The following is a 15,312-nucleotide window of genomic DNA, read 5'->3' as shown; positions in this document are numbered from 1 at the left end:
TGCCCGGGGCTTTACCCGCTTCTAACCATTGATGGCTTACGCGCGATGAGTGAGCGCGAATCCATCCGAGTTGCCGACCCTGCGGCTATCAGCGTTGGAGCTACTGGGCCTGAAGGGTCCAGCCGATGGCGATTGGGCGCGGGTGCGTGCTCTGCAGTACGGCCAGTTGCACAAGACCGTGCTGATCCGCACCATAGCCCACGCCCTGGCCGCCTCAGTCACCGTGAGCGTGTTTGTCGGCAAGGTGCCGGTCTGGCTTCTCGGGTTGTGGCTTGTGGCTGCGGTCGCGGCGACTTGGAATACCATCAGGATCGACCGCAGCCTGGCCGACATCGACCGGCGCACGATGACCAGGCACGAATTCAGGCGCCAGGCGCTGGGCGTGGCGGGCAACGCCTTGGTTTGGGCTGCCGCCATGATCCTGTTGCCTCCATACGGCGGGCAGGCGGAACACTTCGCGCTTTGGACCTTGGTGGCGATGCTGATTGCCAGTTCGGCTTCAATCCTGTCGTCCGCGCCGATGGGTACGGTGGTGTTCATTGCTATCACCGGTGGCACCGCGAGTGCGTCTTTCGTCATATCACGCGACTATGGATTTGCCGCGGTGATCCTGGCGTTCATCACGCTGGCGATCTCCGGAACTATCGATTCCGCTCGAACCTATCTGTCGGCCAAGATCGCCGAGGCTGGGGTCGCAGAGAAGGACGAGGTGGTTTCACTCCTGCTGCGCGAATTCCAGGAGAACGAGGCCGACTGGCTATGGCAGGTCGATCCCAACCGTCGTGTCAGGTCCACCAGCCCGCGCTTCGCGTTTGCGCTCGGCAAGGACCCGGCAGCTGCCGAAGGCCTGCCGTTCATCCAGTTGATCGCGGGCGATAGCTGGGACAGTGGCCAGTTCCATCCCAGCCTTTACGACCTGGCGGAAAGGCTCAAGCGCCGGGAGAGTTTTTCGAACCTGCTGGTCCAGGTGACGGTCGCTACCGGCCGACGCTGGTGGGAACTGTCGGGTACGCCGATGCTCGATGAGAACGGCAGCTTTATCGGATACCGTGGCGTCGGGTCCGACGTCACCGAACAGCGCGAGTCTGACGAGAAGATCGCCTACCTGGCGCGCTACGATACGCTAACGGGCCTGCCCAACAGGCTCATGCTGACCGAGGCGCTTGGCGAAGCGATGCGCTTTGCCGACCAGTGGCGGAGCCGCTGCGCTTTCCTGATGATCGACCTCGATCGCTTCAAGTCGGTGAACGACTCACTGGGACACCAGGTGGGTGACCGGCTGCTCGCGCAGGTTTCCCAGCGATTGAAGTCCGTCATTGGCGAGAACGAACAGTGCGGGCGTCTGGGTGGCGACGAGTTCGCCATCGTTATAAGCGACGCTTCGACCGAGGGGGCCGTCGCTAGGGTCGCCGAAGCCGTGATCGAAGCCCTCTCGCAGCCTTACGACGTGGACAATCACAAGCTCTACATCGGGGCGAGCGTCGGCTCGGCCGTTTGCCCCAAGGACGGCAACACCGTCGAGATGCTGATGCGCAACGCGGATCTCGCGCTTTACCGCGCGAAGGACGAGGGCGGCGGGCTTCACTTCCGCTACGAACCGTCGCTGCACGCCAACGCTGAAGAGCGCCGCAAGCTGGAGCTCGCTTTGCGTAACGCGATCGGCAAGCAGGAACTGAAGCTCCACTATCAGCCCGTCGTCGACGCGAAGAACGGGACCTTGGTGAGCTTCGAGGCGCTGCTCCGGTGGCAGAGCAAGGAGCATGGGTTCGTCAGCCCCGGCAAGTTCATCCCCCTGGCCGAAGATACGCGCCTGATCGTACCGATCGGCGAGTGGGTGCTGTACGAAGCATGCCGCGAGGCGGTTCGCTGGCCGGGCGACATCAAGGTCGGGGTCAACGTCTCGGGCGAACAATTGCTCGAGCCGGGCTTCTCGGCGAACGTCATCCGCGCCTTGGTGGACAGCGGATTGCCGCCCTACCGGCTCGAGGTGGAAGTGACCGAGAGCATCTTCCTGCGCGACGCGCGGACTGCGCGGCAGACGCTCGAGGAAATCATGGCGCTGGGCTGCTCGGTGGCGCTCGACGACTTCGGCACCGGCTATTCGTCACTCGGCTACATCAGGGCCTTGCGCTTCTCGACAATCAAGGTCGACCGCACCTTCGTGCAGGGGGCGGCGCAGGGCAGCGTGGAAAGCCTGGCCATCATCCGCGCCGTCGTGGCGATGGCCGACAGCCTGGGAATGACGACGACTGCCGAGGGCGCAGAAACGGCTGAGGAAGTAGCGCTGATCACGAACCTCGGCTGCACCAAGATCCAGGGCTACTACTTCGGCCGCCCAATGGAGGCCGATGAGGCGTTTAAGCTGATCGGCCGAAAGGGCCGTGTAGCGGCGGCTTAGGCGTCTACCAGACCCCGTATCGCGCTCTCAAACATGGCGCGGCCGTCGGTGCTGCCGTGCTCCCGCTCAATTGCTCGTTCCGGGTGCGGCATCATGCCCAGCACATTGCCCGCCTCGTTGAGGATGCCGGCGATGTCGCGACGCGATCCGTTGACCGTCTCGGCGTAGCGGAAAGCCACGCGGCCTTCGCCTTCAAGCCGATCGAGCGTGTCGTCGTCGGCGAAATAGTTGCCGTCATGGTGCGCGACCGGAACGTGAATAACCTGCCCGGTCTGGTAGCCTGCGGTGAACAGCGTCTGGCTGTTCTCGACCGAAAGCTGGACCGTGCGGCAGATGAAGTGCTGGTTGGCGTTGCGCATCAGCGCACCCGGCAGCAGGCCCGATTCCGTCAGGACCTGGAAGCCGTTGCAGATACCCAGGACCGGCACACCGCGTCCCGCGGCTTCGATCACCGCTTGCATGATTGGGCTGCGGGCGGCCATCGCGCCGGAACGCAAGTAGTCGCCGTAGGAGAACCCGCCGGGTAGCGCGATGAAGTCGAGCTTTTCCGGCAGTTCGGCGTCACCGTGCCACACGCGCAGGGCCGGGGTGCCGGAAACTTTCTCCAGCGCCACTGCCAGGTCCCGGTCGCAGTTCGAACCCGGGAAGGTGACGACTGCCGACCGGAAGCTCACGCCACTGTCTCCGGCTTTTCGATGCGGTAATTCTCGATGACCATGTTGGCGAGAAGCTGACGGCACATCTGGTCGAGGTCAGCGTCGCTCGTGCCATCGGCCACGTCGAGTTCGATCAGGCGGCCAACCCGCACATCCTCGATGCCCTTGAAACCAAGGCCTTCAAGGGAGTGGTGCACGGCGCGGCCCTGCGGGTCGAGCACGCCGGGCTTGAGGCTGACATGGATGCGAACCTTCATCGGGCGGGGGCCTTCTCGAATAGACGGGAGTCGCTCGCGCCTATGGCAATTGAGGCCCTTCGCGGCAAGGGTAATGAAGGTGAAAATCCTCCCTGTGAGCGAAGCTCATGAGGAGGATTTCTTAGATCAGAGACCGGGAGCCGAGCAGTTGGCCTTCTCGCCGCAGTTCACGGCAACGTGCGTCGCCTTCACCTGGCCGTCTTCGATACGGAAGGTGAAGCTGGCCGGTAGCCGGTCCGTGCCGAGCCGCGCGAGTACGTTCACGCCGCCGAGCACTTCGTCGATCACGTAGAGGCGATCGGCAGTCGTCGCACCGTTGGCAGCGCGAGCATCGAGCCAGGCGTTGGCCGCCGCGGTCAGGTCCTGGCGGCTCATGCGCTTGTCGGCCGGGATCTCGGTCCACTGCTCCGCCTTGACGCTGTCGAGCGTGGTCTTGGCGTCGAACTTCCAGTCGCCCTTGTCGGTGACCAGGTTGTCGATCGGACCCACGCCGAAGAACCCGTTGGTGAGCTGCGTCGTCAACACCATCGGCCGTTCGGGATTGAGCAGCACGGCCTCGACAAATGTCTTGCAGGACGTGGTGTCGAGCAACGCACGGCTAAAGTCGACCGTGCGCGCCTGGTTGTCGAAGAACGCCGACAGGAAGCCGATCTCGAGGTTCTCGCGATAGTCCACCCATTCGCCGAGGTTCATTTCGAACGGAGAGCCCTTCTTGACGCCGGAGATCCAGTTGTCGGCGATGCCCTGCAGCAGTTCACGGCTGCAAGCGCCCTGCGCAGCGGCGGGCGAGGCGAAAGTGGCGGTGGCGGCGAGCGCCACGGCGGCAAACCCAAGACGATTCATTGCTCTGCGTTCCCTCTCGGCCGCGCGGCGGCCCTTCTCAACTTGGTGCCCCTTATTGTGCTGGGGCGATTCCGGCTAGAGGTCTAGCTGCCCTCTTTCGGCAGCACGATGATCTCCAACCGCTTGTCCGGCTGGAGGTACTTCGCTGCCATTTCCTGAACATCGGCCGGGGTCAGCGCGGCGAGGCGGTCCTTGCCGGTCGTGAAGCGTTCGATCCGCTCTGCTTTCGACTGTGCGCGGTATGCCAGGTTCATCCATCCGGCATTGGTCTTGAGAGCGTTGTCGTAGGCCTCCAGCAGCGGCTGGCGAGCGCGCAACAGCGCGTCGTCGTCGACGGGCTGGTCGATCAGCGAGCGTACGGTTTCGAGAATGGCGGCCCTTGTCGCGTCGACCTCTTTCACGTCGACCGATGCGGCGATGTTGAAGGTGCCGTAGCCGGTGTAAGTGTCGGACTCGCTGGCGCTGACGCCGGGGCTGTAGGTCTTGCCCAGTTCTTCGCGCAGCTTGTCGGTCAGTTCGATGCGCATGACTCGGTCGAGCAGGTCGAGCTTGAGCACTTCTGCGAAATCGCTGTCGTCGCGCGTTGGCCAACTCATGCGCACGATCGCCTGGTCCGCGGCACCTTCATGCCGCACCACGCGGGGCGCGCGGTCCGTGGTGAACATGCGGGTCCGGTTGTCGGTATAGGCACGGAAGTCAGCCTCACGCTGGGGCAGGGCGCCCAGCGTGCGGGAGACCATGTCGATCGTCTGGCCTTCATCGAAGTCGCCCACGACCGCGAGTTCGAGAGCGCCATGGTTGAGCCGGTCGGCGATCTCGTCGCGGAGCCTGGCGAAGGACAGCCCCAAATAGGCATCCTGCGGCTGGAGCGTGAAGCGGGGATCCCCGTCGGACACAATTTCGCCAAGCGCGTTGGCCAGCGCGCTTTCGGGCGTGGCGTTGCGGCTGGCGAAGAAGGCCTTGATGTTGCGGCGGTACTGGGATTCGCCCTGGGGCCGATAACCGGGATCGGAGATCGCGGCGGCCAGCACCTGCAACTGCACCTCGAGGTCGCGCGGGGTGGTGCCGGCATTGAGGACGAAGGTGTCGTCGGTCGTCCCGAGATTGAAGCTGACGCTGCGCCCGGCCAGGATCGACTGCAATTCGTCGGTCGAATGCTTGCCGAGCCCGCCGATCGGTAGCGAGCTGCTCATGGCCGTCGCGATCGGATCCTCGCGGGTGTTGAGCATCTGACCACCGTCGACATTGAGCTGGACGGAGATGCGGTCGCGCTGGAGCTCGGTCTTCTTGAGGTTCAGGCGTAGGCCGTTCGAAAAGACTAGCGTTCGGATACCGAGCAGCGGCTCAGCGGTGTCGGAAACCACCGTGCCGGGCGTGCCGAAGTCGGTATAGCCCCAGGCCTCGAGCCCGACGGAGTCCTCAGCCGCGAGCTGGACGGCCATCCCTTCGTTCCACGCTGCCCGCAGCGCCTCGGCGCCACCTTCGGGTGCGGTGCGCCCTTCGAAGCGGATCAGGGGGTTGTCGAGCGGGACGAATTCTTCCTTGAGCGCCGCGAGCACGCTGTCCGGCGTGATTTCCGGCAGATGCCCCAGGAACCGCTCCAGCGCGCTGTCCGGCGTCGTCGGGATCTGGTTATCCTCCAGCAGCGTGATCGCGCCGGTGATGAAGTTCGCGTTGGAGCGCGTCGAGGCGCCCGCGACGTTGTTTTCCAGCGAAGTGCGCAAGTTGGCGATCTGCTCCGCCACCTCGGCCTCGGTGAAGCCAAACTCGAGCGCCCGGCGGTATTCGGCCTGGGCAGCCGCCAGCGCCCCGCGCCATTCGCCCTCGCCGGCGTAGATGACCAGGTTGCTCGTGCGTCCGGCGTCGAACATCTCGGCCGTGCCGACGCCCGCGCTGCGGAACGGCGGGTTCTCCGCGCGTGCCAGACGTTGAAGGCGGCGGTTGATGATGCCGTAGCCGAGCTGACGGCGGACGTTTTTCTCACGGAAAGCGCGGGTATCGGTCCGGTCGGGCGCCGGGCCGTGGCGCGAGATCGTGATCTGCTCCGACAACGCGGGGTCGAGGTAGATGTCGGTCTGCCCAGCAAGATCGAAGGGAATCGGGCCCGGGTCGGTCTCGGGAATGATCGATGCCGGCTGCCAGCTCGCAAAGTGTTCGCGGATTTCAGCTTCGACCTTGTCGGCATCGAAGTCGCCGACCACGATTATGGCGGTATTTTCCGGACGATAGATGCGCTGGTAGAGTTCGCGCAGCTTCTCCGGCGTGGCGGCCTGCAGGGTTTCGAATGTCCCGATCGGCATGCGGTCGACGAACCGGGCACCGGGATAGAAGAACTCAAGCCCGTCGATCGTGTCGCGATAGTCGTATGTGTCGCGAACGCGGCGCTCTGACAGCACGACGCCTTTTTCGCGTTCGACCGCCTCGGGGTTGAAGGTCAGTTCGCTCGCCGTCTCCCGCATGAGCATCAATGCCGTGTCGAGCAAGGCCGGATCGTTGCGCGGCAGGTTGAGCATGTAGAGCGTGGTATCGAAGCTGGTTGAGGCGTTGGTGTCGGGCCCGAAAGCGAGACCTTCGCGCTCGAGCAGCTTGACCATCTCGCCCTCGGGGATGCGGGTCGAGCCGTTGAAGCTCATGTGTTCGATGAAATGCGCGTAGCCGCGTTCTTGTTCGGTCTCGGCAACCGACCCGGAGTTGATCCAGAACTGCACCATCGCTTGGCCCGCGGGCGTGCCGTTGGAGCGGATGATGTAGCGCATCCCGTTGTCGAGCCGGCCGAAGCGGTAGGCCGGGTCAGCGGGGAGGTCGCTCTTCTCGAAAGGCCACTCGTGCTCGGGCGCTACCGGCGCCGGTTGGGCCAGGGCAGGGACGGAGGTCGCTAAGAGGAAGGCTGCGAATAGGGAGCGTCGGATCATCGGGCGCGTGAATGGCGGATGATTCCTGAACCGGCAATGGCGATTGGTCCTTCGACAAGCTCAGGACGAACGGGAAGGGCGACCCTAGCACTGATCATGGTGAGCTTGGCGAACCACGCGAACCAAGCTCAGGTCTTTCAATGAAATCTCATCTATTTATCAAGGAAAAACATCCACTTCCGTTCGTCCTGAGCTTGTCGAAGGACGTCAAAGCGCTAGGCTCCCGACAATGGCCTTTTACGCTTACATCCTGTTGTGCTCGGACGGCTCATTCTACACCGGGCACACGGAACATCTGGAAAACCGGATAGCGGACCATCAATACGGTCGTTTCGGTGGATATACCGCGACACGGCGACCAGTGCGCCTGATGTGGAGCCAGGATTTCCCGACCCGCTACGAAGCATTGTCGGTTGAACGCCAGATCAAAGGGTGGAGTCGAGCGAAGAAGCGAGCGCTTATTGAGGGTGATTGGCAGAGAGTCTCGGTATTGGCGAGGAATCGTCAGCAACGCTGACGGCGCCCTAGCGTCCTTCGACAGGCTCAGGACGAACGGCGGAGGGGAAACCCTAAGCCGTTCGTGGTGAGCATGTCGAACCACCCGCGCAATACGCGCTTACTTCTTCGGCTTGGGCCCGGTGCGCAGCTTCGAACGGTGGGCGCTGAGGTCGAACACTTCGCCCGGTCCGGTGTCGGCATCGTTGAGGATCCCGAGCCGGCGAGCGACTTCCTGGTAAGCCTCTTCCTCACCGCCAAGGTCACGCCGGAAGCGGTCCTTGTCGAGCTTTTCGCCGCTGGTCATGTCCCACAGGCGGCAGTTATCCGGGCTGATCTCGTCAGCCAGGATCACGCGGCTGTAGTCGCCGTCCCAGATGCGGCCGAATTCGAGCTTGAAGTCGATCAGGCGGATGTCGATCGCGGCGAACATGCCGCTCATGAAGTCGTTCACGCGGATCGCCATCGCCGAGATGTCCTGCATCTCTTCGTTGGTCGCCCAACCGAAGCACGCAATGTGCTCTTCGGCGACCATCGGATCCTGCAGTTCGTCCGATTTCAGGTAGTATTCGATCAAGGTGTGGGGCAGCGGTTCCCCTTCCTCGATACCGAGGCGCTTGGAGATGCTGCCGGCCGCGACGTTGCGCACGACCACTTCGAGCGGAATGATCTCCACCTGGCGCACCAGCTGCTCGCGCATGTTGAGGCGGCGGATGAAGTGCGTCGGGATGCCGATGTGGGCAAGACGCAGGAAGACGTGCTCCGAAATCCGGTTGTTGATCACGCCCTTGCCGTTGATCGTGCCCTTTTTCTGGGCATTGAACGCAGTAGCGTCATCCTTGAAGTACTGGATGATCGTGCCAGGCTCAGGTCCTTCGTAAAGGATCTTGGCCTTGCCTTCGTAAAGCTGGCGACGGCGGGACATGGCAAACCTTCAGAATAGCAAACCCCGGCGTGGACGAGTCGGAAATCGACTGCGCTGCCGGGGCAAAGCGGGCCTCTACGCCAATTCGACCGGGGGTGCAATTGCGCTGGGAGGGCTTTCGCAAATTCGCCACGGCTCACAGGTGTTGTTCGCACAATCCTAGTTCTTGATTTACTTACACTTCTGCAAATTGCTCGCAATTGACGCGGCCTTGTGCGAACACTAACGGGCGCGGCGAATAATAAACCAAAAACAAAGTGAGGGTCGTGTTGCGCAAGAACGGGATCAAGAGAACCGTGTCTTTGCTGGCGGTGGCTACGGCCACCCTTTCAGCGATTCCGGCTATAGCCCAAGATGGGGCGTCCGAAGCCGGTCGTGAGATTATCGTCACCGGCACATTGATTTCAGGATCGCGCGAAGACGCGCCGGCACCGGTCGACGTGATAGGAGGCGAAGAGCTTTCAGCGCAAGGCTCGCCTTCGATGCTGGACCTGACCAAGCGCCTGCCAGCCTCGGCCGGCGTGATCGGCGACGCGAGCCAGTTCGATATCCGCAGCCAGTTCAACGAAGGCACGGCCTCGGTGAACCTGCGCGGGCTGGGTCCGCAGCGGACGCTGGTGCTGCTCAACGGCAAGCGCCTGGTGGCGAGCGGTTCGGGCAACCTGCCACTGGTCGACGTCAATCTCATTCCCTCAGGGGCACTCGGCCGGATCGAGATCCTCAAGGACGGCGCGGCGGCGACCTACGGTTCGGATGCGATCGCCGGCGTGGTGAACTTCATCACGCGGACAAATCAGGACGGCTTCCTGGCCGAAGGCGACTACCGATACGTTGGTGGTTCGGACGGCGATTGGAACGCCGCCCTGTCCTGGGGCGGCCAAGTCGGACCTGCGCGAGTGCTCCTTTCCGGCGGCTATCAGCACCGTAGCGAGCTGACCACGCTCGACCGGGATTTCGCGCTCCGGCCCTTTGAGGAAAACCCGCAAGGCGGATGGTCGGGCGGCGGTTCGCCGGGCAACTTCGACTACAACGGCAGCAATGGCGGGGTGGCGTTCGAGTCCGACGAGGGTTGCGAAGCCGTGGGCGGCTTCCGTTCCTTGCCCGGCTCCAGCGCGGACTTGTGTCAGACACAGTACCTGGGGTTCACCAATCTGGTTGAACCGGAAGACCGGTTCCAGCTGTTCGGCGATGTTGAGCTCGATCTCAGCAGCTCAGCGACGCTGCGACTGACCGGGCTTTACGGACGGACCGAGACGGTTCTGACCACCTCTCCGAGCTACCTTCCGACGATCTCGCCCTCGAGCAACGCAGCCTTCGGTGGAGGAGGGCTCTTCGTGATCCCGTCTTACGCACCCGCGCTGACGGATTACTGCGCCCGGTACGGGGCCGCGGCTGGCTGCACGGTCGACACGAACGGTGTGCCTCAGGCCTCAGCGCTGGCCTATCCGGTGCGCTTCCGTCCGGTGCTGACCGGCGGCAATCCGCTGTTCGACAACGAGCGACAGGCCGCGGTGCTGCCGCGTAGCTCGGACTTCTACCAGTTCACCGGCGACCTTTCTGTCGAGGTCACCTCCTCGCTCGATTTCGACGTGGGCCTGACCTATTCGGAATACGACCGCTACTTCGAAGGCGGCGACAGCTTCGTCGACCTGCTGCAGAACTCGCTGGCGGGCTTTGGCGGAGAGAATTGCGCTTACGCTACGCCGCAATCGAGGGCCGGGATGACCCCGGCGCAACTCGCAGCGGTTGCAGGGACGAACGGTTGTAACTTCTTCAATCCGTTCTCCAGTGGGATCGCCGACAACAAGATCACCGGAGCGGCCAATCCCAACTATGCGGGGACGAGCAATCCCCTAGGGCTGGACCTCACTCCAGGGGCGGGCCTGATCAACGACGCCACCACGATCGACGACTTCTTCACCGTCATCCAACGCAAGGCGAACACGCAGCAATTCGTTGCCGATGCAGTGCTTTCCGGCAAGACCGGGATCGAGCTCGGTGGGGGCGAGGTCGCCTTTGCGCTCGGCGGCCAGTACCGTCGTGACGGCTATTCGCGCTGGTACGGCGACACCAACAACCTCGACGTCATGCCGTGTCCGGGGTCGGTGCTCGATCCCAACGCGACCTGTACGCAGGAAGTGGGCCCGATCGGGTTCCTCGGGTCTAACCGCAATGTCGACGTCGACAGCGACGTCGTAGCTCTGTTCGGCGAGCTTCAGGTTCCCATCACTACGGGGATCCTGGCGCAGCTGTCGGCGCGTTACGAGAACTACGGCGCTACGGTCGGCTCGACCTTCGATCCCCAGGCCCGCTTGCGGATCGTAGTGACCGACTGGCTGACGCTGCGGGGCGGCATTGGCACGACATTCCGTGGGCCGCCGCCGCAGACGGTCAATTCGGACCTGGTAATCCTGACTTTCATCGGCGGTGCGTTCCGCGCGGTCGACGTGCTCGGCAACCAGGACCTGAAGCCGGAAACCGCCACCACCTACAATGCCGGTGCGATTGTCGAAAACGGGGGCTTCCGGGCCAGCCTCGATTATTGGCGCTACGACTTCCAGGGTCCGATCGAGAGCGAGCCGGTGAGCGGCATGGTCTCGGCGATGTTCGGCGCAACCGGTTCGGCCAATTGCGGCAATCCCGACTACGCCGCGCTGCAGGCGCGCTTCACCTTCTCGGGCGGAGTGTGTTCCTCGGCCAACGTCCAGCGACTCACCACTTACGCCTTCAACTCGGCCGACGTTTCGACCAGCGGCCTCGACTTCCAGGCGGACTATACAGCCGAAATCGGCGGGATCGACGCGCAGGCTGGTGTCTCGGGCAGCTACGTGATCGATTACGACATCGATCAAGTCATGGTCGAAGGGATCGTGGTGCAACCCGCGTTCAATGCTGCCGGGAAGCTCAACTACCAGACCACGGCCTATCCGTTGCCGCGCCTCAAGGGGCAGGCCTGGATCCAGGGCGCGCTGGGCGATTATTCGCTGCGGCTGCAGATGAACTACGTCGACAGCTACACCGACCAGCGCGGCGCAGACGTGTTCGGGCCGAACAACGCTGCACTCGCGGGCGCAGCGGTGACGACGGGCAAGGTCATCGGCAACTACACCACCTTTGACGCGGTGTGGCGTTGGCAGGTGCTCGATGGGACGAGGGTCTCGCTGGCGCTGCTCAACATCTTCGATGTCGACCCGCCGTTCGCCCGTCTGGACCAGAACTTCGACCCGTTCACGGCCAGTCCGCTCGGGTTCTCGGCCAAGTTCGGTCTGAGCCAGAACTTCTAAGCCGATCCATTGCCGGGGAGGAACGCCAGCGACGCGCTTGCCGCGCGCCGCTGGCGGAGGCATTGAACGGCAATGCTCTCGCAGAAGACCCGCTATGCCATCCGCGCCATGCAGCACCTGGCCGATCACTACGGCCAGGGGCCAGTGCAATTGGCGGAGATCGCTGCGGCCCAGAAGATCCCGGCGAATTTCCTTACCGTCATCCTCTCCGAGCTGAGCCGCTACGGGATCGTCGACTCCCAGCGTGGCAAGGATGGCGGGTACTGGCTCGCGATCGCGCCGATCGACATCACTTACGGGGACCTCATCCGCGTCATGCGCGGGTCGTTGGCGCTGGTGCCCTGTGCGAGTCGCTTTGCCCACGAGAAGTGCCGCAACTGCCTTGAAGAGGGCGACTGCCGCACGCGTGCGCTCATGCTCCAGGTCCGCGATCGCACAGCCGAGCTGCTCGATTCGATCCGCCTTTCGGACAGAATCGATCCCGTTCCCGCCTTGGAAGGTGAGGAAGAAAGCTGAACTTTTCGCATGTGAGCAGGAAATTTCGCACCGATCATCGCATGCCGTATTGTCAACTTAATTAGTTGAGAATATCAGGGCGTCCACCGCGGCACTGCGCCGCTATTGATCGGAGACGCTACATGGCCGCCACTATCGAACGTCCCAGGACCGACGATTCTGCCGACCTTCCTGAACACCTGCGCGTGGTCGTGGAGGCTCTTGACCGCCTTCGCTACGGCGTCATTCAGCTGACCGTACATGACGGCAAGCTGATGCAGGTCGATGTTACTGAGCGCCGCCGCTTCAGCTGAGCACTCGCATAAAAACCTGACAACTCAATAACTAAAACTCAGCAGACCGGACCCCCGGATGCGTTCTCCAGCCTGCGTGGGCGAGATCGACAGCGTTCTCTCCATTGATGCTGGATTCCAATCATCTTGAGGGAACCGCTATGAAACAGAAGTTCGTCCTGCTGACCGGGATCGCCGCTGGCGCTCTCGTTTCGGCTCCCGCTTTCGCCCAACAGGGGGGTGAATCCAACGTCGCTGGCGTGCAGGTCGCACAGGCCAACACCGGCAACGTCACGGTCTCGGCTGACGCTCCGGCAGCGGTCACACCCAGCAGCGTGCCCGAGAACGTGATCATCATCACGGCCCGCCGCCGCGAGGAAGCCTCGCAGGACGTGCCGATCGCAATCGCCACGCTCGATGGTCGCACGATCAACGAGACCGGCGCTTTCAGCATTCAGAAGATCCAGCAGCTCGCGCCGAGCTTGCAGGTCTATTCGTCCAACCCGCGTAACACCGCGGTCAACATCCGCGGTATCGGTGTGCCGTTCGGCCTGACCAACGACGGGTTCGAACAGGGCGTCGGCATCTATGTCGACGACGTTTACTACTCGCGCCCCGCTTCTGCCGTGTTCGACTTCCTCGACGTGGCGCAAGTCGAAGTCCTGCGCGGCCCGCAGGGCACGCTTTACGGCAAGAACACCACCGCCGGTGCGATCAACATTCGCACCAACCAGCCGACCTTCGACTTCGAAGGCAGCACTGAAGTCTCGCTTGGCAGCTACAACTTCAAGCAGCTCAAGGCCGCCGTTTCCGGACCGTTGTCGGATAACGTCGCCGCTCGCGTTGCCGTGTCCGGCACCAGCCGCAAGGGAACGATCTTCAACGTCACCGACGGGAACTGGATCAACGAGCAGGACAACCTCGGCGTCCGCGGGCAGGTCCTTTTCCGGCCCAACGACGATATCGATATTACCGTCTCCGGCGATTACAGCGCCCAGAATCCTGAGTGCTGCGGTACTGTGTATGTCGGCTACGGCCCGACGCAGCGCGCCCTGCTGCGCCAGTTCCCAGCACTCGCCGCGGCGCAGAACTATGCACCCGTCAGCACCAATCCGTTCGACCGCCTGACCGATCTCGACAGCACGCTCAACGCCGGGAACAAGACCGGCGGCGCTTCGCTGCGGGCCATCTGGGATATCAGCGACAGCAGCTCGTTCACCTCGATCACCGCTTGGCGTTTCTGGGACTGGAAGCCGGAGAACGACCGCGATTACACCGGTCTGCCTGTCGTCAGCCTTTCGCAGAACCCTTCGCAGCAGGATCAGTACAGCCAGGAATTCCGCTACAACTACTCGGCCGACACCATCAACGCGGTCATCGGTGCGTTCGCTTTCAAGCAGCGGATCGACACGCAGGGCCTGGAACAGCAAGGTGCTGCTGCGAGCCGGTGGAACCTCACCAACGCGGGACAGATCACGCGTGACATCCTCAACGGGCTGACTGCCAACAACACGCAATGGCTCAAGGCCACCAGCGCGGCCGTGTTCGGTCAGGTCGAATGGGAAGTGACCCCGGGCCTCAGGATCCAGCCGGGCGCTCGCATCAACTACGACAAGAAGGAAGGCCACTACGAGCGTGTTGTGACCGACCGCCAAGGTAACCTCATCCCGGCGAGCGGCGGCACCGCTGACCAGATCGCGCAGCGGAACATCTATGCTCCGCAGCTGATCGAGCCGAGCTTCGACGACTGGAACTTCAGCTACGACCTGACGCTCAGCTACGCGGTGATGAACGACGTGATGGTCTACGGCACTTACGCCAAGACCTTCAAAACCGGCGGCATCAACCAGAACGGCGTGCCGTCGGACGCGAATGGCAACCCGATCCTCGAAGCCGGCACCATCCGTCCGGAATCGGTCCAGCACTTCGAGATCGGCGCCAAGACCCAGTTCTGGGATAACAAGGCAACGCTGAACGTCGCGGCCTACCACACCACGATCGACGACTTCCAGGCGAACGTCAGCAACGGCCAGTTCGGCGTGCTGCGTGGCTACCTCGCCAACGCCGAGCGGGTCCGCACCAAGGGTGTGGAAGTCGACTTCTCGGTCCGTCCGATCGAGGGGGTCACCGGGTACCTCAACGGTGCCTATACCGACGCGAAGTACGTGAAGTTCGTCGACGCCCCGTGTCCGCCTGAACTCGCTGGCGGCACTGTCGTCACCGGCGCTCAGGTGCCTGGTCCGGCGGGCGTTCCGGGATCGTTGAGCCCGGCGAACTGCGACATTTCGGGTCAGTCTCTGCCGGGCGTGTCGAAGTGGGCGTTCTCTTACGGCTTCGAAACGGCAGCGCCACTTAACCTGCTTGGCGAGGACGGCGATCTCTACTTCGGCGTGGACGGCAGCTACCGCTCCGAGTTCTCGTCGAATCCGTCGCCTTCGATCTACACCTGGGTCGACGGTTACAACCTGACCAACTTCCGCTTCGGCTTCCGCGCCGAAAACGGCCTCAACATCTATGCCTGGGTGCGCAACGCCTTCGATGCGCAGTACTTCGAACAGCTGGTGTTCGGGCCCAGCAACACTGGCCTGATCGCCGGCAACCCTGGCGATCCGAGAACTTGGGGCGGGACGATCCGCTTCGACTTCTGATGTGAAATTCTCCCCGCTCTCGTGCGAAAGGGAGCGGGGAGGCCCTATGACGGCCCTGCCGTCTGACCCGAGGGGGTCTCTCGGTAAGGCCCCCCTCAGTTCTTTG

The 15,312-nt window shown here is 63.1% G+C and carries 11 protein-coding genes; 6 read left to right on the top strand and 5 right to left on the bottom strand.

Annotated features, from left to right (window positions below; genetic code table 11):
* The first annotated feature begins 49 nt into the window (after positions 1-49).
* Positions 50-2,398 (top strand): putative bifunctional diguanylate cyclase/phosphodiesterase, encoded by a 2,349-nt coding sequence (locus tag ASD76_RS07820; RefSeq protein WP_055920793.1) that lies wholly within the window; start codon positions 50-52, stop codon positions 2,396-2,398.
* On the opposite strand, the gene purQ is transcribed toward ASD76_RS07820, so the two are convergent.
* The 4 genes from purQ to ASD76_RS07800 form a co-directional block, all read right to left on the bottom strand.
* Complete coding sequence (purQ, locus tag ASD76_RS07815; RefSeq protein ID WP_055920790.1) at positions 2,395-3,072, bottom strand: phosphoribosylformylglycinamidine synthase subunit PurQ; 678 nt, start codon at positions 3,070-3,072, stop codon at positions 2,395-2,397. The two genes, ASD76_RS07820 and purQ, sit on opposite strands and share 4 nt — an antisense overlap.
* The gene (gene purS, locus ASD76_RS07810; protein WP_055920787.1) at positions 3,069-3,311 is read right to left on the bottom strand and encodes a phosphoribosylformylglycinamidine synthase subunit PurS; all 243 of its coding nucleotides are present in this window, start codon (positions 3,309-3,311) and stop codon (positions 3,069-3,071) included. Before purS ends, purQ begins: the two co-directional genes overlap by 4 nt.
* A 126-nt stretch (positions 3,312-3,437) precedes the next feature.
* A complete protein-coding gene (locus ASD76_RS07805; RefSeq protein WP_156457584.1) occupies positions 3,438-4,154 on the bottom strand; it encodes a hypothetical protein in 717 nt (238 codons plus the stop codon).
* Between the two features lie 83 nt (positions 4,155-4,237).
* Positions 4,238-7,066 (bottom strand): M16 family metallopeptidase, encoded by a 2,829-nt coding sequence (locus tag ASD76_RS07800; RefSeq protein WP_055920781.1) that lies wholly within the window; start codon positions 7,064-7,066, stop codon positions 4,238-4,240.
* A gap of 229 nt (positions 7,067-7,295) precedes the next feature.
* On the opposite strand from ASD76_RS07800, the gene ASD76_RS07795 reads away from it, so the two are divergent.
* Positions 7,296-7,583: a GIY-YIG nuclease family protein gene (locus tag ASD76_RS07795; protein ID WP_055920778.1), complete on the top strand. Its 288-nt coding sequence runs from the start codon at positions 7,296-7,298 to the stop codon at positions 7,581-7,583.
* A gap of 99 nt (positions 7,584-7,682) precedes the next feature.
* Here ASD76_RS07795 and purC read toward each other — a convergent pair whose 3' ends face one another.
* Complete coding sequence (purC, locus tag ASD76_RS07790; RefSeq protein WP_055920775.1) at positions 7,683-8,486, bottom strand: phosphoribosylaminoimidazolesuccinocarboxamide synthase; 804 nt, start codon at positions 8,484-8,486, stop codon at positions 7,683-7,685.
* A gap of 266 nt (positions 8,487-8,752) precedes the next feature.
* Between purC and ASD76_RS07785 the strand changes: the two genes are divergently transcribed.
* The 4 genes from ASD76_RS07785 to ASD76_RS07775 all read left to right on the top strand — a co-directional run bounded on the left by ASD76_RS07785 (position 8,753) and on the right by ASD76_RS07775 (position 15,206).
* Positions 8,753-11,770 carry a TonB-dependent receptor domain-containing protein gene (locus ASD76_RS07785; protein WP_162249648.1) on the top strand — a complete coding sequence of 1,006 codons (3,018 nt, stop codon included), beginning with the start codon at positions 8,753-8,755 and terminating at the stop codon, positions 11,768-11,770.
* Positions 11,771-11,842: 72 nt separating this feature from the next.
* Entirely contained in the window at positions 11,843-12,286 is a 444-nt protein-coding gene (locus ASD76_RS07780) for an RrF2 family transcriptional regulator (RefSeq protein ID WP_055920769.1), read from the top strand.
* Between the two features lie 122 nt (positions 12,287-12,408).
* Positions 12,409-12,579: a YezD family protein gene (locus tag ASD76_RS17890; protein WP_082553664.1), complete on the top strand. Its 171-nt coding sequence runs from the start codon at positions 12,409-12,411 to the stop codon at positions 12,577-12,579.
* Between the two features lie 140 nt (positions 12,580-12,719).
* Positions 12,720-15,206, top strand: coding sequence for a TonB-dependent receptor (locus ASD76_RS07775; protein ID WP_055920767.1), 2,487 nt, complete (start codon positions 12,720-12,722; stop codon positions 15,204-15,206).
* Positions 15,207-15,312: the final 106 nt, after the last annotated feature.

Origin of the sequence: Altererythrobacter sp. Root672 (genome assembly GCF_001427865.1) — a bacterium.
Lineage (GTDB): Bacteria > Pseudomonadota > Alphaproteobacteria > Sphingomonadales > Sphingomonadaceae > Croceibacterium_A.
Note: the sequence above shows the minus strand (reverse complement) of the source record. Positions and strands in the feature narration are given on the sequence as shown.